Source organism: Pseudomonas viridiflava (assembly GCF_900184295.1).
GTDB classification, from domain to species: Bacteria; Pseudomonadota; Gammaproteobacteria; order Pseudomonadales; family Pseudomonadaceae; genus Aquipseudomonas; species Aquipseudomonas viridiflava.
Genome location: NZ_LT855380.1, coordinates 331,857 through 354,632 on the forward strand (window position 1 = coordinate 331,857; position 22,776 = coordinate 354,632).

At 60.0% G+C, this 22,776-nt stretch carries 18 protein-coding genes and 1 tRNA gene; 5 read left to right on the forward strand and 14 right to left on the reverse strand.

Annotated features, from left to right (window positions below; genetic code table 11):
- Positions 1-217: 217 nt before the first annotated feature.
- The 9 genes from CFBP1590_RS01615 to CFBP1590_RS01655 all read right to left on the reverse strand — a co-directional run bounded on the left by CFBP1590_RS01615 (position 218) and on the right by CFBP1590_RS01655 (position 8,813).
- Positions 218-1,060, reverse strand: coding sequence for a chromosome segregation protein SMC (locus CFBP1590_RS01615; protein WP_088234361.1), 843 nt, complete (start codon positions 1,058-1,060; stop codon positions 218-220).
- An 86-nt stretch (positions 1,061-1,146) separates the two neighbouring features.
- Entirely contained in the window at positions 1,147-4,047 is a 2,901-nt protein-coding gene (locus CFBP1590_RS01620; RefSeq protein WP_088234362.1) for a DUF927 domain-containing protein, read from the reverse strand.
- Positions 4,044-4,325, reverse strand: a complete 282-nt coding sequence (locus CFBP1590_RS01625) for a DUF3077 domain-containing protein (RefSeq protein ID WP_005771372.1) — start codon at positions 4,323-4,325, stop codon at positions 4,044-4,046. Before CFBP1590_RS01625 ends, CFBP1590_RS01620 begins: the two co-directional genes overlap by 4 nt.
- Complete coding sequence (locus tag CFBP1590_RS01630) at positions 4,322-4,603, reverse strand: hypothetical protein (protein WP_046235701.1); 282 nt, start codon at positions 4,601-4,603, stop codon at positions 4,322-4,324. Before CFBP1590_RS01630 ends, CFBP1590_RS01625 begins: the two co-directional genes overlap by 4 nt.
- A gap of 608 nt (positions 4,604-5,211) precedes the next feature.
- On the reverse strand, positions 5,212-5,820 hold the full coding sequence (locus CFBP1590_RS01635) for a hypothetical protein (RefSeq protein WP_088234363.1): 609 nt from the start codon (positions 5,818-5,820) through the stop codon (positions 5,212-5,214).
- Positions 5,817-6,083, reverse strand: coding sequence for a helix-turn-helix transcriptional regulator (locus tag CFBP1590_RS01640; protein ID WP_046463814.1), 267 nt, complete (start codon positions 6,081-6,083; stop codon positions 5,817-5,819). Before CFBP1590_RS01640 ends, CFBP1590_RS01635 begins: the two co-directional genes overlap by 4 nt.
- Positions 6,084-6,160: 77 nt before the next feature.
- Positions 6,161-7,090 carry a hypothetical protein gene (locus CFBP1590_RS01645; protein ID WP_088234364.1) on the reverse strand — a complete coding sequence of 310 codons (930 nt, stop codon included), beginning with the start codon at positions 7,088-7,090 and terminating at the stop codon, positions 6,161-6,163.
- A gap of 243 nt (positions 7,091-7,333) precedes the next feature.
- The gene (locus CFBP1590_RS01650) at positions 7,334-8,569 is read right to left on the reverse strand and encodes a tyrosine-type recombinase/integrase (protein WP_088234365.1); all 1,236 of its coding nucleotides are present in this window, start codon (positions 8,567-8,569) and stop codon (positions 7,334-7,336) included.
- Positions 8,570-8,736: 167 nt separating this feature from the next.
- Positions 8,737-8,813: transfer RNA gene (locus CFBP1590_RS01655), tRNA-Arg, on the reverse strand.
- Positions 8,814-9,156: 343 nt separating this feature from the next.
- Between CFBP1590_RS01655 and gabD the strand changes: the two genes are divergently transcribed.
- The 4 genes from gabD to CFBP1590_RS01675 all read left to right on the forward strand — a co-directional run bounded on the left by gabD (position 9,157) and on the right by CFBP1590_RS01675 (position 14,488).
- Entirely contained in the window at positions 9,157-10,599 is a 1,443-nt protein-coding gene (gene gabD, locus CFBP1590_RS01660; protein ID WP_088234366.1) for an NADP-dependent succinate-semialdehyde dehydrogenase, read from the forward strand.
- A 189-nt stretch (positions 10,600-10,788) separates the two neighbouring features.
- On the forward strand, positions 10,789-12,069 hold the full coding sequence (gene gabT, locus CFBP1590_RS01665) for a 4-aminobutyrate--2-oxoglutarate transaminase (RefSeq protein WP_088234367.1): 1,281 nt from the start codon (positions 10,789-10,791) through the stop codon (positions 12,067-12,069).
- A gap of 160 nt (positions 12,070-12,229) precedes the next feature.
- On the forward strand, positions 12,230-13,618 hold the full coding sequence (locus CFBP1590_RS01670) for an HDOD domain-containing protein (RefSeq protein ID WP_088234368.1): 1,389 nt from the start codon (positions 12,230-12,232) through the stop codon (positions 13,616-13,618).
- Between the two features lie 312 nt (positions 13,619-13,930).
- Positions 13,931-14,488 carry an HD domain-containing protein gene (locus CFBP1590_RS01675; RefSeq protein WP_088234369.1) on the forward strand — a complete coding sequence of 186 codons (558 nt, stop codon included), beginning with the start codon at positions 13,931-13,933 and terminating at the stop codon, positions 14,486-14,488.
- 316 nt (positions 14,489-14,804) lie between these two features.
- Here the strand turns inward: CFBP1590_RS01675 and cadR are convergent, their stop codons facing one another.
- Positions 14,805-15,251, reverse strand: coding sequence for a Cd(II)/Pb(II)-responsive transcriptional regulator (cadR, locus tag CFBP1590_RS01680; RefSeq protein WP_004880416.1), 447 nt, complete (start codon positions 15,249-15,251; stop codon positions 14,805-14,807).
- A gap of 85 nt (positions 15,252-15,336) precedes the next feature.
- On the opposite strand from cadR, the gene CFBP1590_RS01685 reads away from it, so the two are divergent.
- Entirely contained in the window at positions 15,337-17,574 is a 2,238-nt protein-coding gene (locus CFBP1590_RS01685) for a heavy metal translocating P-type ATPase (protein WP_088234370.1), read from the forward strand.
- 56 nt (positions 17,575-17,630) lie between these two features.
- On the opposite strand, the gene hutG is transcribed toward CFBP1590_RS01685, so the two are convergent.
- From hutG to hutH, 4 genes are all read right to left on the reverse strand, one after another.
- Positions 17,631-18,434: an N-formylglutamate deformylase gene (hutG, locus tag CFBP1590_RS01690; RefSeq protein ID WP_088234371.1), complete on the reverse strand. Its 804-nt coding sequence runs from the start codon at positions 18,432-18,434 to the stop codon at positions 17,631-17,633.
- Between the two features lie 11 nt (positions 18,435-18,445).
- A complete protein-coding gene (gene hutI / locus CFBP1590_RS01695) occupies positions 18,446-19,651 on the reverse strand; it encodes an imidazolonepropionase (RefSeq protein ID WP_088234372.1) in 1,206 nt (401 codons plus the stop codon).
- Positions 19,652-19,667: 16 nt separating this feature from the next.
- Positions 19,668-21,044, reverse strand: coding sequence for an L-histidine transporter HutT (hutT, locus tag CFBP1590_RS01700; protein ID WP_069142751.1), 1,377 nt, complete (start codon positions 21,042-21,044; stop codon positions 19,668-19,670).
- A gap of 103 nt (positions 21,045-21,147) precedes the next feature.
- Positions 21,148-22,695 carry a histidine ammonia-lyase gene (gene hutH / locus CFBP1590_RS01705; protein WP_088234373.1) on the reverse strand — a complete coding sequence of 516 codons (1,548 nt, stop codon included), beginning with the start codon at positions 22,693-22,695 and terminating at the stop codon, positions 21,148-21,150.
- Positions 22,696-22,776 lie beyond the last annotated feature (81 nt).

The following is a 22,776-nucleotide window of genomic DNA, read 5'->3' on the forward strand; positions in this document are numbered from 1 at the left end:
ATCCTATTTCTGCTCTGATCTCAGGGTTGGTGAGCTGTTACGTTGCTGTACTTACTCGGTTGGGTTGTCCATGAGCTTGACCGGGGTAGTCAGAAAAGATTTTGGCTTTAGGCGTTTCGGGCATGGGTTATCTGTTTTGTGTTGTTGCGTTCATGGCGTCGTTCCTTGGGGTAAGTTAAACAGCCCGCGAAAGCAGGCTGTTTCAGGGTGTCGGCAGTTACATCGCGAGCAGATTGCGTATGGAATGCTGACTTCCACGGTCAGCCAGTTCTTTCCATCTCCAGCTGCCGAAGTTTTCGCCCTGTTCAGGGATGTCGAGTTTCATTAAGGATACCGGGTCGCGGCCTATCAACTGAGCTGCAGCGTACAGCTTACCTCCCACATCTAACAGCGCTTGAGCGGCTTCATTCCACGCTTCCTCCAGCGCGTTGTGGGCAAGCCGCAAGGCTATATTCTCAATTTTTTGATGTTCTACCTTAGCCTCGCTGATGTGCCGATCCACAATGGCCAGTTCTTGCTCCAATGCGGTGATGATCAGGTGCTGACGGCGATGCTGTTCTGTGGCGTTAGCTAGGTTTTTCGCGGCATTCTGAGCGTCGGTGCTAGCTGCTTTTTCGCCCTCGACGTCGGCCCATGCCACGGCCTGCGCGTATGCGGTAGCCGCATGAGTCTCAGCCAGCCGTGCGTTGGTAATTTCTTCTTGCGCTTGTTGGCGAATTTCCTCCAGACGCTTGCTCAGGCTCTGCCGTTTACCGTTGAGCTCCAGCTCATCCGCCATCCAGTTCGCCATGTCGGTAATGTAGCCCTCCATTAGGCTTTCACGGCTGGCCAGCTTCTCTAGGCGGTCCAGTGTTTGGTCGAGTTGGAAGATCTGTTGATCGATCAAATCTATTTTGATTTGGCGACTGCTGATTTCATGCTTGATGGTGCTCTCTCGGCCGTTGTTAATGACGTCCTTGCTCTGAAGCGCTAACTCAAAAGGTGGTATTTCCTTTTTGAGCGTTTCCATTTCGGTAACTTTATTGGCGCGTTCGCCTTTCAGTTGTTCAATTCGATTCATGAGTTTTGTCCTGATGATTTAAGTGAGATTCTCAGTGGCTGGCGAGGCCGATTAAGCCGGTTCTACCTCAGTCAGCAGGTTCACCGTCAGGCGGCCTGCGCCTCGCTATCGTCTGTACCTGGTACCGTCTTCAGCACATAACAGCGCTGAGTGCCCAGGCCGGGCAAGCGCACGGCGCAGGAGGCTTTTCCATTCGGCCCGGGCTCGAGAACACCACGGCGTATCAGCTCCTTGTTCACCGCATTGATGTTCATGCCCCGGAATATCTCCGAGCGCCATGACTCGGGCAGCACGTAGTAGGTGTTGGTTGTGTGCAGCGCATCGCCCAGGCCGTGTTCCATCGTCTTGCGAAAGCCAAGCCTGTCGATGGTGCGCGGACCGTGTTCATCGACCTTCGCCGCCGCTGATTCCCAGCGTGTAAAACGGCTCTCGCCGAAGCGCTCGATGACCTGGCGCAGTCGCGCCAAGATCGCATCACCTTCGAAGTTACCGGCACCCCCGCGCTCGTTCATCCACGCGTTGAGGCACACGCGCGCAGCGGTTGTCGCAGTGCCGTCGGGCCAGCCGGTTATCCCCATTGCCGTGGCCAATTCTCCCGCTGCGGCGGCGAGGCCAAAGCGAGCGGCGGCACGGTGAGCTTGTCCGCTCGCCGACGCAGGTAAGGATTTGGCGATAAAGCCTTCCAGCGTGCGGCGCAGGATGGCTGACCAGGCGTGACGTTTATCAGGCTCGCACAAGGCTGTGAGAAACGCGGTAAGCGGTGTGCCGTAGTATTTGGCGACCCGCGCTTTGAGTGCGTCCGACAGCGCGGCTGCATCATCAAAACCGTTCAACGCGTCGAACATGCCCAAGCCTTTGCTGGCATCGGCTGGAACGGCGAGCATGCGTACTTCCATGCCCGCTTTCAGTTCCTTGTTCGCTTCGGCCATGTGCTGGGCCAACGTCTTCTCGCCGGTGGAGAGGAACAGCAAACGCCACTCCTGCACCTGTCGACCTGCCTGGCCTCGATCATTGGCCCGTGCCTTGCCGGTGCCGTTGCCCAGCATGTACACCGTCTCGCCGATGATGCGCGGATCGCACATGCCAATCTCGTCCAGCACCAGCAGGCCGTCGGAATGCGCGGCGGCGATGGATTCCAGTGCGTTGTCGGTCGAGCGCCACGAACGCACCAGGCGCGGTCCGCCGTAAATCGATGCGGCGACCTGCAGGTGTGTTGTCTTGCCGCCCGAGCTATCGCCGTACAGGTGAAAGCCTCCCGACTCATGACCCAGCATGTGCAGCAACGGACCCGCGAAGGCCACGCCGACCACAAACGCCAGGCGATGGTTGCCCACGCATAACGCGCCGATCTGCTCCTGCCATTGCTCAAGCGTTCCCGCTTCGCTGATCGGCGGCAGTTGAGATCCGGCTTCGTAGAAGTGCAGGTGTTCGCTGTGGATGCCGACCTGTTGTTCCGGTAGGAGAAAGGCGTTGTCGTGCCAGCCCAGGCGAGTGACCAGTCGTGCCCGCTGCGCGCTGTCGAAACCGCCGAGGTAGCTCTGCAGGTCGTTGCGTGCGTTGCGGCCTGATCGGCTGCCAGCTAGGCGCAGGCCCATGTCTACCAGCGGGCCAAGTACGTCCTTGCCGAAATCGCCGGTCATGGTGCGCGCCGGAATGTTCCAGCGCTTCTTGGCTCCGTCGGGATCGTCGAATTCTACGAGCAGGCCCCAGTTGTGCCCTTTGTCATCGCGAGTCCGGGCGAGGATCTCCAGAGGCGAACACACCGGGCGCGCTTCGCCGTCGTCGCCCGCGTAAAACACACCTTCGGGTGTCAGACGAAAGCCACCAGGCATCAGGTCGTTTTTCGGTTTCGCAGGGCGCTTGGCCGTTGGCTTCGTCTTCGCTTTCGGAGCGGGTTCAGGCTCTTCAGATTTGGAAGGTTCTTCTACCGAACCGAATAGCTCGCCACTGCGCTCCAGCTCGGCGAAATGGTCAGCTGTCCAGCCTTTGGCAGGAGCGTCGGCGGCATCATCGCCGTTGTCCCATTGGCCACCTTTGGCGAAAGCGGCGCGTTCGTTTTTCATCGTGGGTTTGCGCTTGAACACCTCAAGCGCGATGAACCTCACCGAGCCTGCGCCGATCTCGCGCAGCTTGTGGGCTACTGCGTCCATGCACGCTGCGCCGCTGTCGTCGTTGTCTGGCCACAACAGCACGTCGCGGCCTTTGAGAGGTGTCAGGTCCGCTTTATGCCAAGAGTTGGAGCCGTTCGGCCAGCAGGTGGCCACGTGGTTCGGCATCAAATCAGCCGCTGCGTCTGCGGCCTTTTCGCCCTCGCACAAGACCACCGGCGCATCGGCACGAAGCGCCAGTTCATCCAGGCGCAAAAGCGGTCGGGGCTCGGGCAGTCCTTGCCAGCGCCATTGGGTCGTTTCGCCGTCGCTGCGTTTGCACCAGGTCAGCGGCGCAAAGACCTTCTTCGGTTTGCCGTCCTCATCGGGGCCGAGGTCGAACCGGTACAACGCCATGAGCGGCTGGCCCTTGTCATCGCGATAAATCCAGATCTTGGACGGTGCCCCGTGCTGCCGGTGTTTAACCGGGCACTTGTTCATCGCCTCGGCCGGGATCGGCGCAATGGCGATCCACTCAGGGGCTTTGCTTTTGGGAGGTGCGGGTTTGGCGGGCTCGGAGTCAGCAGTTACGCCAAGCAGATCCGCCAGTTTGTTGCAGGCCTCGACGTCAGTGCCGCCGTCGATGTAGCGCACCAGGTCGATCAAATCGCCGCCCTTGTCGCCGGTCGCGAAGTCAGACCAGGTGCCTTTGCTGACACTGATTTTCAGAGAGCCCGCACGCTTGTCCGTCCGGGTGGGGTTGGGTGCGGTGTACTCTTTGCCGCCGTCCACTCGCTTTCCGTTCGGGAGCCAGTGCGCCAGGACCTTGTCGATGTTGCGCAGGGCAGCAGATTTCACTTGTGCGAACGAAGGACGCTTTTTCGTGCTGGAGGCGCTCATGGGCGATCCTCCGTTGGGAACTGCAGGCTGGTGGTCACGTCATCGATGATGGCCTTGACCATATCGCCCAGGTAGTGGGCAGCCCATGCCGCGCTGCTGTCATCGTTCATGCCCGCTTGAAGCGTCAGTTTGTTGATGCAGTCCGTCAGCACGGAGGCGTGTTCTAAGGCCTCTTCGCAGGAAACGCCCGCGTTGACGCTGAACAGTGGTTGATTGCGGGCGTTGTATTTGGCAAAGGCAGTGTGCCCGGTGGTGTTGCCTTGGAAGGATGCGCTCACAGGCCACCCCCTTGCGCAGGACCGCGGACCAGCTCGTCGGCGTGAAGCGCCAGGGTACGTATCAAACCTAACGTACCGCGTACGTCCCAAAGGGCGGCGGCGATGATGTGATTTGCCAGGCTGGGTCCGTCATTTTCGAACTGGTCTTCAAGCAACAACAGCACCGAGCTGGCGCGGTCGACGGCGCAGGTGATGGCGTCGATGGGAATACCGGCATCGGCTGTCGGATTAACACAGAGCAGGTCTTCGGGCAGGGAAAAACTCAGGGCGTTGTTCATTGGGCACCCCCTGCGGTTTCGAGGGCGCGTGCTTTGGTCATGTGAGCGTTGTAGCGGGCAAGGCGTGTAGCGAGGCTGGAATTGGCGTGTAAAGCGGCGAGAGCCATTGCACGATGGGCAGCGGCGCGATTTCTGGATGGAATGAGGGCGTGCATATGTGGAACTCCAAGTTTGATTTGGAGCTGCAACCAAAACGTCGCCAAACGAATGAGGGTGGCAGCTGTACGCAGGTTGGCGAACCGGGAACTTGGAACCCGGCATACCCGAAGGTATCCCACGCACAGCCGCCATAAAATAATGCAGCGGGCACAAAAAAAGCGCCTGCTGTCTTATGGGGCGCTTGTGCGCCAAGTTTCTCAGGTCGCCAAACCTGATCGCTGAATTTGCAGCGACGGTCAGAGAATAACGTCCGGTATTGGGATGTGCAACTGTTTGAGCGACTTGCACTCGTGCTCGATGCGAAATACATTTGACGTGCATGTAGATTTACCTCAACGCCTCCGGTTGCCCCCGGAGGCGTTTTTGTTGGTGCGTGCGTCGAGTCGGTGACGCGATGGCCTTGGGCTCTGGTGCCGAATCAAAGGCGAGCAGATCGGTCAGGGGAGGCGTCACGCCGCCCGCGCTTCGGTGTCGAATAGCGGTGCGGGGACCTCGCCTTTCAGCCACGCGAGAATTTTCTGGTCCTCGTTGCATCGATCTCGGTGCATGGCCGTCAAGTGCTCGCGGCGCTCGGCAATGCTTTGCTCGACGTACGCAGCCAGGTCGTCTTTCAGGCGCATTTCGGTGTGTAGCTTTTTGCTGTCGGCTTGCTCGGTGGCGAGATCAGCAGCCAGATAGGCTTGCCAAAACATCGATTCATTGGCAAAGCCGCCGGACTGGTCGACCAACCAGTAAGTCACCCAGTCATTGAGGCCGACGGTGCGCAACGCCCTACGACGTCCTTCTTTCATCGCGAAATGGCCTGTGCCGTGCACGTAGGCAAACTCGCGTCGGATGGCGTGCGCACGAATCCACTCGGGCACATTCCACGGGTCCGGTTTGAGAGGCAGTGCCATGCCATCCGAATTGAAAAAAATTGCTTCCTGCTCCAGGCCGTTCCAGCTGACGCCCGCGATGGTGCGACTTTTCCAGTTGAGCTCACCCGGTTTGTAGAGCTGAAAGCCGATGCTGTAGGAGTCGATGAAAGGGCCGTTGGTCTTTGGGAAACGATTGCTCATGCGGCCACCTGATCGCGAGCAGCGATGCGCGCTCGTGTCCATGCCTGAACTTCCCCCAAGACCCATGCTACGGGCGCACCTCGGGCGTTGCTGTTGCTCAGTTTTACTGGGAGCGGAAAGCCGCTGTCTTGTTGCTGCATCAGCTTGTAAATCGTGGGGCGGGCGAGGCCGACTATCGCAATGACTTCGCTGATGCGAATGAGTGTGGTAGCTGGATCACGAGCTGGGGGCGTGGTGCTGATTGCTTGCAGAGGGGATGACATAGCCGTGCCTATATGGTGAGAGACAGGCACAGACTAGGGAGGCGGAAAAAAGCAAACACGGTTTGCTTTTAAGAAATTTACCGAGGTAAATAGCCACAGGTGACCAGGTATTTTTTGATGGTTGGCTCAGACGCTATACCCTGTTCCACCAATGCTCGTTTTAGTGTTCGCTCTGAAATAGCCGGGTTGCCAAGAATGAGACGGTCGGCAGCTTTGCAAATGCGCTTGCGCAGGTCCGCTGCGTTCTGCTGCTTTACCGAGTCCGGGTGGCTGTTGGCCCTACCAGCCGCCGCGCCTCTTTGCGAAGCTTGAGCGGAAAACGCATTAGTCAGCGCCTTATTCAGCGCTTTCCTCAAAAAGTTGGCCACATTGAAATTGCCCTTCGCTACGTCGACCTCTTCAACCTGCTTGAAGATGCTCGCCAGCATGAGCGCCTTGTCGGCCTCGCCCATGAAGGTGCGAAAGGATTCACGAGCGTCAATCTCCGCACCCGGATGTTTTAGCCGCTCCTTACCTACCAGTTCGCAATACCTATCATGATCTGTGGTTTGCATTTGGGCGATGAGATCGACATCCAGCTCGAAGACGTAGAGTTCCGTTTCAAAGAGCCAATTAGCGAGTACCTGGACAGCTTGAACGCTCTGCACCAGAGCGTAAGTTGCTACGAGTTGCGAGTCAGCATCGTTGCGGTCAACGCCAAGAAATCCTCTCATGACACTCGGCAGCGAACCGGAATCTCTATAACTGGCCTGGTCCTCAATCTCATCGCGAAGTCGGAACATCGTGGCCACTACCGATCCTGCTCGGTCAGGGTAGCTGCCATCCTCAAGCCAGAATGACGTGGCGTAATTGGCCACGTCTAGAGCCTCTTTGAAATGCTCACGAAATTGCGGATACAGCGCTAACTCATGCACGGCCTGTTCGATGTCGTCGAGTTCCTCAAGCAAATTGCTGACATCGCATCCAGCAATTTCAAGGCAACCAACCGGCATATTCTCATTGTCCATCGACGGCCCCTTGGCCCCGGCCTGTGTCACATGTACAGCGGCTCGGCAGTACCACAGTTCGGGCCAGCAGCGGGGTGGCTGGGGCATTGTTGTTACACGATTCGGCCTCGTAACACGTCGCAATGTGTCTGGCACTTCGTCGTGTAACTTTAAATAATTCTTTTAAAATCAGACACTTAATTGTTTTCGCTACACCTGTAACACTAGTTACACCGCTTTTGGAGGGGGTATGGATTTGAAGTCTCATAGGGCCTTTCCAAATTGGCCTTGGACAACATTGCCAGATGCAAGCTCGTCAAGATGATCGGCATACCACTGCATCATGACTTTACGTTGAGGTAAATAAACCGCTTTGTTGTACACCCCGGCGATTCCTTCCTTCACATGGGAAAGCTGCGCTTCAATATGGTTTTCATCAAAACCCTGCTCGTTAAGGATCGTGCTTGCGATATGACGGAAGCCATGACCTGTTTGGCGTCCGCCATAACCGAGTCTCCGTAACGCCATCAGAAAAACGGTATTGCTGCGGGGTATAGTCCTATCTTTCCTGCCCGGAAACAGCAGTGGGTATGCTCCTGTAAGCGAGCGCAATTCAGTGATTGCTTCGACAGCTTGGCGGGACAGGGGCACCACGTGTTCACGCCGACGCTTCATGCGTTCTGCAGGGATCGTCCACAGCTTTTTATTGAGGTCAATCTCTGACCAACGTGCTTCTCGAATTTCACTCGGGCGTGCGGCCAACAACGCAAGCAAGCGGAGCCCCAAACGAACATCCTTTGCATGAGGGTAAGAATTGATCGCACGGAGCAGTGCGGGTAGCTCTTCTACTGACACGTGCGCGTAGTTTTCGGCGCTACGGGTCTGAAGGAATTTGTTGAGACCTTCGAGAGGATTGTGGATGGCTCGCCCGGTTACACGAGCCAGGTCATAGATCTCTTTGCAAGTGGCCCGGACTCTGCCCATCTGGTCAATGATTCCTTTCTGTTCCATGCTGCGCAGGAACTCCATCCATTCAAGAGGCAGTATCTCGGTATAGACCCGCTTCCCAAATATTGGAAACGCATGCAGCTCCAAAGCGCCAATGATTCTCCGGGCGGTGCCTGCTTCCCAGCTCGACCGTCTGGAATCGAACCACTCCCGCGCTAGCGCTTCAAAAGTGTTATTGGCTGCCTCCAGGTCAGCAGCTCTCCTTGCCTGTTTGCTGACTAGCGGATTTTTTCCATTGGATGAATCTTCGCGCAGTTGTGCAGCCTTCTGTCTAGCTAGAGAGCCGCTGACATCGGGATAGCCGCCGAGCCCCAGCCAAGACCATTTTCCGTCTGGTTTCTTGTAACGCAATTCCCAAGACTTCTGGCCATTTGCTTTGACTCGAAAGTACAAGCCGTTGCCATCTTGCTCCCGATAGGTTGCATCCTCTGGTTCCAGCCCGGAGAGGGTCGTGTCGGCTAGCGGGCGACGTTTGATGTCAGTGCGTTTCACGGCTTGTATGCCTCCTGTTCAAGGAATTGCGAAGCATACACGTGGGCATACACGGCGTGAAGGTATAGGGGGGGATCGCTATGGATAGCCAGAGACAACAAAGCCCGCTCAGGGCGGGCTTCTTGGGGGGATTCGTAGACTGTTTGAGACAGGTCTAGATTGCTATATGGTGCACCAGGCGGGATTCGAACCCACGACCCCTGCCTTCGGAGGGCAGTACTCTATCCAGCTGAGCTACTGGTGCAACGCGGGCGCCATGATACTCATCTGATGGGCGGGCGTCCATGCTGGCGAGCGGCTGTTGTCGATTTCGCACGCTTTGCCCATCCCGCGCCAGCAAACCAGACAAAACCTCCATTCCCACCTCAATACCCCGTTCTTTTTTTCGAACAGGCTATTGTCCTTTAACCCCGCAGTCCCTAGGATTCGTTTGAGATTTCAAACGCTCTTGTCCGGTCTTCGCGCTTTCTATACGCCGCGCATCGCTCAGGCCGATGGAATGTTTTCCCGGCGATGACTTCCAATTGGGGTGCATCGATATTCATTTGTTCGCTCCGCCCTTGTGCGGTGCTGTTTAGGAGGCCGACATGCAGCTCAAAGATTCCAAACTGTTCCGCCAGCAAGCCTACATCAACGGCCAGTGGCTGGATGCGGACGGTGGTCAGTCGATCAAGGTCAATAACCCTGCAACCAACGAGATTCTCGGGACTGTGCCGAAGATGGGCGCGGCCGAGACGCGTCGTGCGATTGAGGCGGCTGACAAGGCGCTGCCGGCCTGGCGTGCGTTGACCGCCAAGGAGCGGGGCAACAAGTTGCGTCGCTGGTTCGAGCTGATGATCGAGAACCAGGACGATCTGGGTCTGTTGATGACGCTGGAGCAGGGCAAGCCGCTGGCCGAGGCCAAGGGCGAGATTGCGTATGCCGCTTCCTTTATTGAGTGGTTCGCGGAAGAAGCCAAGCGCGTCTACGGCGATGTGATTCCCGGCCACCAGCCGGACAAGCGCCTGATCGTGCTCAAGCAGCCGATTGGTGTGACGGCTGCGATTACGCCGTGGAACTTCCCGGCCGCGATGATCACCCGTAAAGCCGGTCCTGCGCTGGCGTCGGGTTGCACCATGGTGCTCAAGCCTGCTTCGCAGACCCCTTACTCTGCACTGGCGCTGGCTGAACTGGCCGAGCGTGCGGGTATCCCGGCGGGCGTGTTCAGCGTCGTGACGGGCAGCGCGGGCGATATCGGCAGCGAGCTGACCGGCAACCCGATCGTGCGCAAGCTGTCCTTCACGGGCTCGACCGACATTGGTCGTCAGCTGATGGCCGAATGCGCCAAGGACATCAAGAAAGTCTCGCTGGAACTGGGCGGCAATGCGCCGTTCATCGTGTTCGACGATGCCGACCTGGATAAGGCGGTTGAAGGAGCGATGATCTCCAAATACCGCAACAACGGTCAGACCTGCGTCTGCGCCAACCGCATCTATGTGCAGGACGCGGTGTACGACGCGTTCGCCGAGAAGCTCAAGGTTGCCGTGGGCAAGCTCAAGATCGGTAACGGTCTGGAAGAGGGCATCACCACCGGTCCGCTGATCGATGACAAGGCTGTGGCCAAGGTCAAGGAACACATTGCCGATGCCGTGAGCAAGGGCGCCAAGGTCCTGTCCGGTGGCAACAGCATGGAAGGCTCGTTCTTCGAACCGACTATTCTGGTCAACGTGTCGAAAGATGCCGCCGTCGCGAAGGAAGAAACCTTCGGCCCGCTGGCACCGCTGTTCCGCTTCAAGGATGAAGCCGAAGTGATCGAAATGGCCAACGACACCGAGTTCGGTCTGGCGTCGTACTTCTATGCTCAGAACATGAGCCGCGTGTTCCGTGTGGCCGAGGCGCTGGAGTACGGCATGGTGGGTATCAACACCGGCCTGATCTCCAACGAGCTGGCGCCGTTCGGCGGCATCAAGTCCTCGGGCCTGGGCCGTGAAGGCTCCAAGTACGGCATCGAAGATTATCTGGAAATCAAATACCTCTGCCTGTCGGTCTGATCCAGACTGCCCAACCAGAGTTATTGCAGCCGATGGCGCGCGAGAGCGACGTGTCATCGGCTTTTGCTGCACCCGAAACTTATTGGTGGCCTGAAGGCTGCGACAGTCGATCATCGTATGCTGTTGCAACTGATCCAGCCCGCTTGATCCTTGAGCTACGCCGACCGATGAGCGGCGAATGAGGAATACATGAGCAAGACAAACGACTCCCTGATGCAACGCCGCCATGCTGCCGTCCCGCGCGGCGTGGGCCAGATTCACCCGATCTTCGCTGCTTCGGCGAAGAACGCCACCGTTACCGACGTTGAAGGTCGTGAGTTCATCGACTTTGCGGGCGGCATCGCGGTACTGAACACCGGTCACCTGCACCCGAAAATCGTTGCGGCTGTGCAGGAACAGCTGACCAAGCTGACGCACACCTGCTTCCAGGTGCTGGCTTACGAGCCGTATGTCGAGCTGTGCGAGAAGATCAACGCCAAGGTGCCGGGTGATTTCGAGAAGAAAACCCTGCTGGTCACCACCGGTTCCGAAGCGGTCGAAAACGCTGTGAAAATTGCCCGCGCTGCCACTGGCCGTGCTGGCGTGATCGCGTTCACCGGCGCTTACCACGGCCGCACCATGATGACCCTGGGTCTGACTGGCAAGGTCGTGCCGTACTCGGCCGGCATGGGTCTGATGCCCGGCGGTATCTTCCGTGCGCTGTACCCGTGCGAGCTGCATGGCGTGAGCGTTGACGATTCCATCGCCAGCATCGAGCGCATCTTCAAGAACGACGCCGAGCCGAAAGACATCGCCGCCATTATCATCGAGCCTGTGCAGGGCGAAGGTGGTTTCTATGTGGCGCCGAAGGCCTTCATGCTGCGTCTGCGCGAGCTGTGCGACAAGCACGGCATTCTGCTGATCGCTGACGAAGTGCAGACGGGCGCTGGCCGTACCGGCACTTTCTTCGCCATGGAACAGATGGGCGTTGCTGCTGATCTGACCACTTTCGCCAAGTCCATCGCAGGCGGCTTCCCGCTGGCGGGCGTGTGCGGCAAGGCCGAGTACATGGATTCCATCGCGCCGGGCGGTCTGGGCGGCACCTATGCCGGTAGCCCTGTCGCCTGTGCGGCGGCGCTGGCGGTGCTGGATATCTTCGAAGAAGAGAACCTGCTGGAGCGTTGCAAGTCGGTCGGCGAGCGTCTGGTCACTGGCCTGAAAGCCATCCAGGCCAAGCACCCGGTCATCGGCGAAGTCCGTGCACTGGGCGCGATGATTGCGCTGGAGCTGTTCGAAGACGGCGACTCGCACAAGCCGAACGCGGCGGCCGTGGCTCAGGTTGTGGCCAAGGCACGTGACAAGGGCCTGATCCTGCTGTCGTGCGGCACTTACGGCAACGTCCTGCGCGTGCTGGTCCCGCTGACTGCCGAAGACGAACTGCTGACCAAAGGTCTGGCCATTCTCGAAGAGTGTTTCGCTGAAATTGCCTGATCCACTGTGCGGTCACGGATTGGTTGATTTGTGACCAAACAGACAAAAAAAGCCCGTTTCGACGGGTTTCTTTTGGTCTGAACGAAGGTATTTCACTGTTTTGGCTATATCCGGGCGAAGGCTTTGGCTAAGGTGAACGCATCGATGTCGGAGAGTCCTGATGACTGCTGTAGTTTTACCCGCGGTACCTCGCGTATTGATTGCTGAGTCTGATCCGTGGGTTCGCGAAACACTCAGCGAGCTGGTGCTGAGTGTGCGTGGCGATATCGAACTGGAGATGTGCACCGACGGCAGGCAAGCCATTGAATGGATGAAGAAACACCTGCCGGATCTCGTCATCGCTGCGCGTGAACTGCCCGCCATCGATGGACTGAGCCTGTTGCGCGGCATTCGCAACCTGCGTCGTCAGCCGCCGATCCCGTTTATCCTGATCAGCAACCGCAGTGATGCGGCCAGCGTGCGTGAAGTCCTGCCGCTCGCGCCGACGGCGTATCTGACCAAACCCATCGATACCGTGGGCCTGAAGCAGCGTCTGGAAGGGCTGTTGCTGGGACGTCGTGCGGCTGCACCGGGCGATATGCCCGCGTTGACGCCGGGCCTGACGTTGATGAAGTTTCTGGAAAAGCGTCGCGACGTGGCTGATGGCGCGCCGCTGTTTGTTGACGTGCCCAACGCGATTCAACTGAGCCAGGGGGCGAGCGGTCTTGATGCGACGCTGCTGGAGCAGGAGTTGCGCAACGATCCGCACATTACGGCGGTGCTCATCGCGGCCGCGAATACGGCGGCTCAGCATTTGGGAAAGCCTGTGCAGACCCTGGGCGGCGCGATGGCGGTACTCGGCGCGCCGCAAACGGCGGCTATCGCCTCGGGTCTGGCCAAAAAACGTATGGCGGTGCTGACCAGCGATGCGCTGTTGGCCAAGGCCAGTCAGTTCTGGACCCTGTCGCAACGCACAGCGGATTACGCTCGGATTCTGGGCGGCATGCTGGAGCTGGATGTCGAGCGCTGCTTCTGCGCCGGGATGCTGCAATCGCTGGGCGATCTGGCGGTGCTGGGCTGTCTGCAGGAATGGCTGCTGGCGGGCGGTGAGCTGAATGAACAGGCCATCGATCAGGCGCTGGAGCAGTATTCGGCCTCCTTTGGTTCTGCGTTGCGCACCCGTTGGCGCCTGCCGCTGGAGCTGCGCGAGCTGATCGCGGCGGTGTATCAGTACAACACCGGCATCTACAAGCGGGAGGTGCTGGCGATGAACCTGGCAGGGCAGATGGCGCAGTTGGGCGAGGAAGAAAGCGTCACCCAGTTGCTCAAGACCAAGTCGGCCAAGCTGTTGAAGCTGAGCGTCGGGGATCTGCAGCGTCTGCGCAAGAAACTGACGGGCGTGACCGATCCGAGTCTGCTGGCACCTTTGGTGGTGGAGCCTGAGGAGGGTGAGGAAGAGGGTGTTGAGGACGACGGGCCTGGTCTTCTGGACTTGACACCTGAACCGCCAGCGGCTGAAGAGCCGGAGGCTGAGTCCGAGCCGACGATCGAGGATGTGCCGAAGGCCTAATGCACGTGGCGTACTGCTGGATGAACGCAAGATCCAGAGCAAGCTCACTCTTATCAACACAACACGTAATCTGCTGGATAGACACTTTTCGTGGGAGCGGACCGGGCGGCGTTCCGTTTGTCCGCGAATGCTGCACTTCGTCCACTGCATCTTCATCGGATGTACTGGCCTTTTCGCGGACAAGTCCGCTCCCACCAGGTTTGCTGCGCGACAGCGCTACGTCGAAGACGTTGTGGTGCTTCCCCCCAGTCCCTATCACCGCGAAGATTCAAGCTGTTGTCAGCCAGACCCCGTCAACAAAGGAACCGTTTGATGCCTACCCTCGACCTGCAGCATCTCTACAACAAAGCCTGGCTGTTCGCCTCCCACGCTCATGTCGGGCAGACGATGACCAGCTCGGCTCTGCCTTACACCACCCACGTGGCGATGGTCGCCAACGAGCTGATCTTCGCCCATCGCGAAGAGCCCGTTGGTGCATTTGAGATTGCCCTGCCTGCCGCGCTGTTGCATGACGTGGTGGAAGACACCGATGTGACGACGGCGCAGTTGGCGGAAGCGTTTGGCGCAGAGGTCGCATCGACTGTCGCGTGCTTGAGCAAGAACCTGATCGTGCCGTTTTCCGAGGAGCGTTATTTTCAGGGTATCGCCGAACACTCCCGTGAAGCGGCGGCGGTCAAACTGTGCGACCGCATCACCAATCTGCAGTCAGCGCCTGCCAAGTGGACACACGCCAAGCGGGCTTCCTATCTGGTCGAGTCCGAGCAGATCCTGAAGGCGCTGGGTCATGCGAACGGCTACCTCAGGCAGCGGCTCAGCGACACCATGGTGCGTTATCAGGCCTTGTATGTGGATGGCTTTGAGGCTGTGTGACAGCCAAGATCGGGCTGCATGCCGACGCGGAACATCGGCACGATCAGATCACGCACGCAGCCTCAACACTGATCGTGCCCATCGCTCTGCGCTCATCGTTATACACAAATCGACCTGGAGGAATGCGGTATCTGAAAGTGGGAGCGGACTTGTCCGCGAATACTGCGTTTCAGGCGCTGCATCTTCGTCGGATGTACCAGTTTTCGCGGACAAGTCCGCTCCCACTGCCGAAATCGTGCTCGCACCAGATGCTCATCGCGACTTGTGTATAACGATGAGCGCGGAGCATCGGCACGATCAGGTCACGCATGCCGCCTCAATGACTGTGACTGCGCCCCACATGCGAGGGCTCGCCTTCGGGTGAGGCGACGGCGCCGGTCACTTCCAGTCTTTCCAGAATTGCGCAGTGATCAGCCTCGCCGCTGCCGCAACGTTGGCGCAGGTCGAGCAGTTGTTGCTGCAGTGCCTGAAGGCTGGCGACGCGGGCGTTGACGTGTTCGATGTGCTCGTCGATCAGCGCATTGACGCTTTCGCACTGGTCCTGCGGGCTGTCGCGCAGACTCAGCAGACTGCGAATCTCTTCCAGCGTCATGTCCAGGCTGCGGCAGTTGCGGATGAACGACAGCCGCTCGACATGGGCCTGGGTGTAAAGCCGGTAGTTGCCATCGCTGCGGGCGGGGGCGGGCAGCAAGCCTTCGCGTTCGTAATAACGGACCGTTTCGACCTGCGTATCCGTCAACTTTGCCAGTTCACCGATCTTCATGGGCTGCCTCTCGTTTTTAGCGCTTGACCCTATAGTGGCTACAGGGTGTTCACTTGGCAACAAGCAGAATCCAGGAGCGCGCCAAATGGGCCCGATCAGCAAAGTTACCCCGACACACGGTCATGACGAGCACGAAGAGGTGCACGCAGAGCATGCGCATTCGTGCTGCTCCAGCAAGGCAGCGCCTGCCGTCGTGACGCTCGATAGCGCCTCGTCAGCCGATGCGCGTTTGAGCAGTTTCCGTATCGAGGCGATGGACTGCCCGACCGAGCAGACCCTGATCCAGAACAAGCTGGGCAAGCTGTCCGGTGTGCAGAAACTGGAATTCAACCTGATCAATCGCATCCTCGGCGTCTGGCATGACCTGCCGTCGACCGATCCGATCCGCGACGCCATCGGCTCGCTGGGCATGCAGGCCGACCTGATCGAAGAGGGCGCTGATTCTGACGTCGCCGCTGCACCTGCGCCGAAGAAACACTGGTGGCCGCTGGCGCTGTCCGGCGTCGCTGCGTTGGCTGCGGAAGTGGTGCACTTTGCTTCGCTGGGCCCGACCTGGGTCGTCGCGCTGCTGGCGCTGGTGTCGATCTTCAGTTGCGGCCTCACGACTTACAAGAAAGGCTGGATCGCGCTCAAGAACTTCAACCTGAACATCAATGCGTTGATGAGCATCGCCGTGACAGGCGCCGTCCTGATCGGCCAATGGCCTGAGGCGGCGATGGTGATGTTCCTGTTCACCGTGGCCGAGCTCATTGAAGCCAAGTCGCTGGACCGTGCGCGTAACGCGATCAGCGGCCTGATGCAGTTGACGCCGGAGCTGGCAACAGTTCGTCAGGCGGACGGAAGCTGGCTTGAAGTGGATGCCAAAAAAGTCGAACTGGACGCCATCGTGCGGGTAAAACCGGGCGAGCGTATCGCGCTGGACGGTGAAGTCGTGTCCGGGCAATCGACCATTGATCAGGCTTCGATTACCGGAGAGAGCCTGCCGGTCGAGAAGGCAGTAGGCGACAAGGTGTTTGCGGGCACCATCAATCAGGCGGGCTCGCTAGAGTACCGCGTGACGGCCGCGGCGAACAACTCGACGCTGGCGCGGATCATCCATGCAGTCGAAGCCGCTCAGGGTTCGCGTGCGCCGACCCAGCGCTTCGTCGACAGCTTTTCGCGCATCTACACGCCCGTGGTGTTTGTGGTGGCTCTGGCGGTTGCGCTGGTGGCGCCGCTGTTTTTTGGCGGCGCATGGTTCGACTGGATCTACCGCGCGCTGGTGCTGCTGGTTGTCGCGTGTCCGTGTGCGCTGGTGATCTCTACGCCTGTAACCATCGTCAGTGGCCTGGCGGCTGCGGCGCGTAAAGGCATCCTGATCAAGGGCGGCGTGTACCTGGAAATGGGCGAGAAGCTGGATTACCTAGCGCTCGACAAGACCGGCACCCTGACGCATGGCAAGCCGGTGCAGACCGACTACGTGGCGTTGCAGGCTGATGCAGCCGACACCGCGCCTGCCATCGCCGTCAGCCTTGCGGGCCGCTCGGATCACCCGGTTTCCCAGGCCATTGCCAAGGCGGCCGAAGCGGGCGCTGCTGTGCATGAGGTGGTGAACTTCGAAGCGCTGGGCGGGCGCGGTGTGAAGGGCGAGATCAATGGTCGCCTGTACCACTTGGGCAATCATCGTCTGGTGGAAGAACTGGGGCTGTGCTCGCCTGAACTGGAAGCACGTCTGGACGCACTGGAAATGCAGGGCAAGAGCGTGGTGCTGCTGCTCGACTCAACCGGTCCGCTGGCGCTGTTTGCGGTTGCCGACACGGTCAAGGAAACCAGTCGTCAGGCCATCGCCGAGTTGCATGAGTTGGGCATCAAGACGCTGATGCTGACCGGCGACAACCCGCACACCGCCAAGGCGATTGCTGATCAGGTGGGTATCGATCAGGCGCAGGGCAACCTGCTTCCTGCGGACAAACTTGCTGCGATTGAAGGGCTGTATGCGCAGAACCACCGCGTCGGGATGGTCGGCGACGGCATCAACGATGCGCCTGCGCTGGCACGTTCCGAGATCGGTTTCGCGATGGCGGCGGCGGGGACTGATACGGCGATCGAGACGGCGGATGTTGCGCTGATGGACGACGACCTTCGCAAGATTCCCGCTTTTATCCGCCTGTCACGCAGGACCTCGGCGGTGCTCAAGCAGAACATCGTGCTGGCGATTGTCACCAAGGTGCTGTTCATCGGCATCACCTTCGCCGGACTGGCGACCATGTGGATGGCGGTGTTCGCCGACATGGGCGTGAGTTTGCTGGTGGTGTTCAACGGGTTGCGGTTGCTCAAGAAGTGAGCAACTTCCGAACCTGATCATGCCCATGCTCTGCGTCACGCCGCGGAGCGAGTGCTCTAACGACCAAACCGCTCCTGCCCCCAGGCGATGAGTGTTTCGAGCAGTGGCCTGAGGACGTTGCGGGTCGGTTCGGCCAGGTCCGGGCGGTAGTGGAAGGGGGCGAATTCTTCCATGTAGGTGCTTTGCGCCAGTTCCAGCTGCACGGCGTGGATGTTGTTCGCCGGGTCGCCGTAATGGCGGGTGATGTGGCCGCCCTTGAATCGGCCGTTCAGCACGTGGCTGTAATCCTTGGCAGATGCACAGACCTGTTCCAGCCTGCTGGCCAGTTCCGCGTCGCAGCTGGCGCCGTTGAAGGTTCCGAGGTTGAAGTCCGGCAGACGGCCATCGAACAGGTGCGGGACGTGGCCGCGAATCGAGTGCGCATCGAACAGCAGCGCGTAGCCGAACTCGTCGCGCAACCGTTGCAGTTCCTGCTCCAGCGTCTGGTGATATGGCGTCCAGATCTGCTCCAGGTACTTCGCCCGTTCTTCAGGCGCCGGCGTTTGTCCTTCCTTGAACAGCGGCACGCCGTCGAACAGGATCGATGGAAACAGCCCCGTGGTCGCGCCGGCGTACATCGGCTTGTCATCGGACGGACGATTCAGGTCGATGACGAATCGCGAATACTCGGCCGCCAGGGTGCTGGCACCCAGTTCGGCAGCGAAGTCGTACAGACGCGGAATGTGCCAGTCGGTGTCGGGCAGGCTCAGCGCCTCGTCCACCAGCCCGGCTTCCACTGCGGGCGTGAGCTTGAGGCCCGCGTGGGGCATGCTGATCAGCAGCGGAAGTCGGCCGCGAGTGAATGTCAGAACGTTGTCCACAATCTTCTCCTTTAAACCAGTGATTCGACGCCATGACGCACGACGCGTTTGTCCAGATCGCCGCCCAGCCAGTACGCCAGATCAGCCGGTCGCTCGATGTCCCAGGCGACGAAATCCGCCGTCTTGCCAACTTCCAGCGAACCGTGTGTATCGCCCAGGCCCAGCGCCTTGGCGGCGTTGAGCGTGACGCCTGCCAGTGCCTCTTCAGGCGTCATGCGAAACAGCGTGCAGGCCATGTTGAGCATCAAGCGCAGCGACAGGCCGGGGGAGGTGCCGGGGTTCATGTCGGTGGAAATCGCGATAGGCACGCCATGTTTGCGCAGCGCATCCATCGGCGGCAGTTGCGTCTCGCGCAGGAAGTAGTAGGCGCCCGGCAGCAGCACGGCGACGGTGCCCGACGCGGCCATGGCGATGACGTCGTCTTCGGTCATGAACTCCAGATGGTCCGCCGACAGGGCCTTGTAGCGCGCCGCCAGACTTGAACCGCCCAGCGACGAGAGCTGTTCGGCGTGCAGCTTCACTGGCAGCCCGAGCTGGCCGGCGGTGATGAACACCTGCTCGACCTGCGCCGGGGAAAACGCCAGGTACTCACAGAACGCGTCCACGGCATCCACCAGCCCTTCGGCGGCCAGCGCCGGGAGCATTTCGTTGCAGATGTGGTGGATGTAGTCGTCGGCGCGGTCGGCGTATTCAGGCGGCAGCGCGTGGGCGGCCAGGCAGGTGCTGCGCACGGTGACCGGCTGGGTGTTGCCGAGGCGACGGATCACGCGCAGCAACTTGCGTTCGTTCTCCAGATCCAGCCCGTAGCCGGACTTCATCTCGACAGTGGTCACGCCATCCTTGAGCAGATGCCGCAAGCGACGTTCGGCGCTGATGTACAGCTCGTCTTCGGTCGCAGCGCGGGTGGCGCGCACGGTGCTGGCGATGCCACCGCCTGCGGCTGCGATGTCGGCGTAGCTCACGCCTTGCAGCCGTTGCTCGAATTCGCCGCTGCGGTTGCCGCCGAACACGGTGTGGGTGTGACAGTCGATCAGACCGGGCGTGACCCACGCTCCGTCCAGATCGACGCAACTCTCAGCGTCCTGTTCTGCCACCTGATCCTGAGGCCCGATCCATTCGATGTACGCTCCGGAAGTCACGATGGCGGCATCCTCGATGATCGAGTACGTGCCGTGTGCCATGGTTGCGATGTGACAGTTCTTCCAGAGCGTTTTCATCCAGGGCCTCCTGAGGCTAGGGGACAGATTTCAGCGATTTGGGTTTCACCCATAGACGGTAGGCGATGACCAGCAGCACGATCCAGATCGCGCCGACGATCAGCGCGGCGCGGTTGTCCGGGAAGTACCCCAGCACGCCGAAGATAAACAGCATGAAGACAATGGCGGCGGCTGGCGCATACGGCCAGAACGGCACCGGGAATTTCAGCTCGGCGACTTCTTCGGCGCTCATGGCGCGGCGCATTGCGACCTGGGTCAGCAGGATCATCAGCCAGACCCAGACGGTGGCGAAGGTGGCCAGCGAGGCGATCAGCAGGAACACGTCCTTGGGGATCAGGTAGTTGAGCACCACGCCGCCCAGCAGCGTCACGCCCATCACCACCACAGTCATCCACGGCACGCCTTGCCGCGACAGGTGGGCAAAGCTGGCCGGTGCCTGACCGTCGCGCGCCAGCCCGTACATCATGCGGCCTGCGCCGAAGATGTCGCTGTTGATCGCCGACACGGCAGCGGAAATCACCACGATGTTGAGAATGGTGGCGGCCGACGCGATGCCCAGATTGTCGAAAATCTGCACGAACGGGCTGCCCTGCGTGCCGATCTGTGGCCATGGATAAATGGACATCAGCACGAACAGTGTCAGTACGTAGAACAGCAGGATGCGCAGCGGTACGGCATTGATCGCACTCGGCAGCGAGCGTTGCGGATCCTTGGCTTCACCGGCGGTAATCCCGATGACCTCGATGCCGCCGAAGGCAAACATCACCACGGCAAACGATGCGATCAGACCCGCGACGCCATTGGGCATGAAACCGCCATGCGCCCACAGGTTGGCGATGCCGATCTCCGTGCCTGTGGTCGAGCTGCCAATGCCGAACAGCATGATGCCGAAGCCTGCCAGAATCATTGCGATGATCGCGCCGACCTTGAGCAGCGACAGCCAGAATTCGGTTTCGCCAAAGACTTTCACGTTGCACAGGTTCAGCGCGGCGATCAGGAACACGATGCCCAGCACCCAGATCCAGCGCGGCACTTCCGGGAACCAGAAGCCCATGTAGATCCCGAACGCGGTGACGTCGGCGAGGCAGACGATGATCATCTCGAACGCGTAGGTCCAGCCCAGTACGAAGCCTGCCAGCGGGCCCAGATAGCGCGTGGCGTAATGGCTGAACGAACCGGCCACCGGATGGTGCACGGCCATTTCGCCCAGCGCACGCATGACCATGAACACCGCCGCGCCGCCGATCAGGTAGGCCAGCAATACTGCAGGGCCTGCCTGTTGAATCGCCGAGGCGGAGCCGTAGAACAACCCTGTGCCGATGGCAGAGCCCAGGGCCATGAAGCGAATGTGGCGGGCGGATAACCCGCGTTTTAAACCATCTCGTGACGTCATTTCAGGTCCATTTCATTACTGGTATGGCTATAGCTGCGAGAACGCCTGCATCCGGCTTCCCGCAGCGATTGACCATGGCGAGCCCTGCCAGGCTCGCGGTGCATCACAGACTCGGTAGCAGACGTGCAGGAACCAAAGGGTTCAGGCAAGTGGAGGACAACAGCTGGCTGGCAGCTTCGATGTCCGGTGCGAAAAAGCGGTCTTTGTCGTAGGACGGGACCTTGCTGCGCAGCAGGGCACGGGCCTGCTCCAGTTTCGGAGAGGTTTTCAAGCCATTGCGCAGGTCCAGACCCTGACACGCAGCCAGCCATTCTACGGCAAGAATCCCGCGAACGTTTTCTGCCATTTCCCATAACCGCTTGCCGGCGGCTGGTGCCATCGACACATGGTCTTCCTGATTGGCCGACGTCGGCAGGCTGTCGACGCTGTGCGGGTGGGCCAGCGCCTTGTTTTCACTGGCCAGCGCTGCGGCCGTGACCTGGGCGATCATGAAGCCGGAATTGACCCCGCCGTTGGCCACCAGGAACGGCGGCAGCTGCGACATGTGCTTGTCCATCATCAACGAAATGCGGCGCTCGCTGAGCGAGCCGATTTCGGCGATGGCCAGCGCCAGGTTGTCTGCCGCCATGGCGACCGGCTCGGCGTGGAAGTTGCCGCCGGAGATCACGTCGTTCTCGGCAGCGAACACCAGCGGGTTGTCGGACACGGCGTTGGCTTCGATTTCCAGCACTTCGGCAGCCTGACGCAGTTGAGTCAGGCAGGCGCCCATGACCTGGGGCTGGCAGCGCAGCGAGTAGGGGTCCTGAACCTTGTCGCAGTTGCGGTGCGACTCGGACACTTCGCTGCTTTCACCCAGCAGGTCGCGGTAGCAGGCAGCGGAATCGATCTGTCCGCGCTGGCCACGTGCGGCATGGATGCGTGCGTCGAACGGCGAACGAGAACCCAGTACCGCCTCAACCGTGAGCGAACCGCAGGTCAGGGCGGCGGCGAACAGGTCTTCGCCTTCGAACAGGCCGCGCAGCGCGTAGGCGGTCGAAACCTGCGTGCCGTTGAGCAGCGCCAGACCTTCCTTGGCGGCCAGGGTCAGCGGCGTCAGGCCGGCGACTTTCAGGGCATCGACTGCATTGAGCCATTCGCCCTTGTAGCGCGCCTTGCCTTCACCCAGCAGCACCAGCGACATGTGCGCCAGCGGCGCGAGGTCACCGGATGCGCCCACCGAGCCCTTGAGCGGGATGTGCGGGTAGACCTCGGCATTGATCAGCGCAATCAGCGCGTCGATGACCACCCGACGAATCCCCGAAAAGCCCCGGCTCAGGCTGTTGACCTTGAGCACCATGATCACTCGCACCAGTTCATCACTGATCGGCTGGCCGACACCGGCGGCGTGGGACAGCACCAGCGAACGCTGCAGGTTCTCCAGGTCTTCACTGGCGATGCGCGTCGAGGCCAGCAGGCCGAAACCGGTGTTGATGCCATAAGCGGTGCGGTTCTCGGCCAGGATGCGTTCGACGCACGCCACGCTGTCGTCGATCTGCTGATCAGCGCTGGCATCGAGCGTCAGGGTCACAGGCTGCTGATAAATGGCGCGCAATTGCGCCAGGGTCAGTTGGCCGGGAATCAGGTTGAAAGCGTGGGCAGATGGGGTGGTCACGATGCAGCTACTCCTTGATTGATGTCGGGCGTGCGCGCTTCTTGAACGCGCCGCCGTCGGCCCTGCGTGGATAACGCCGGG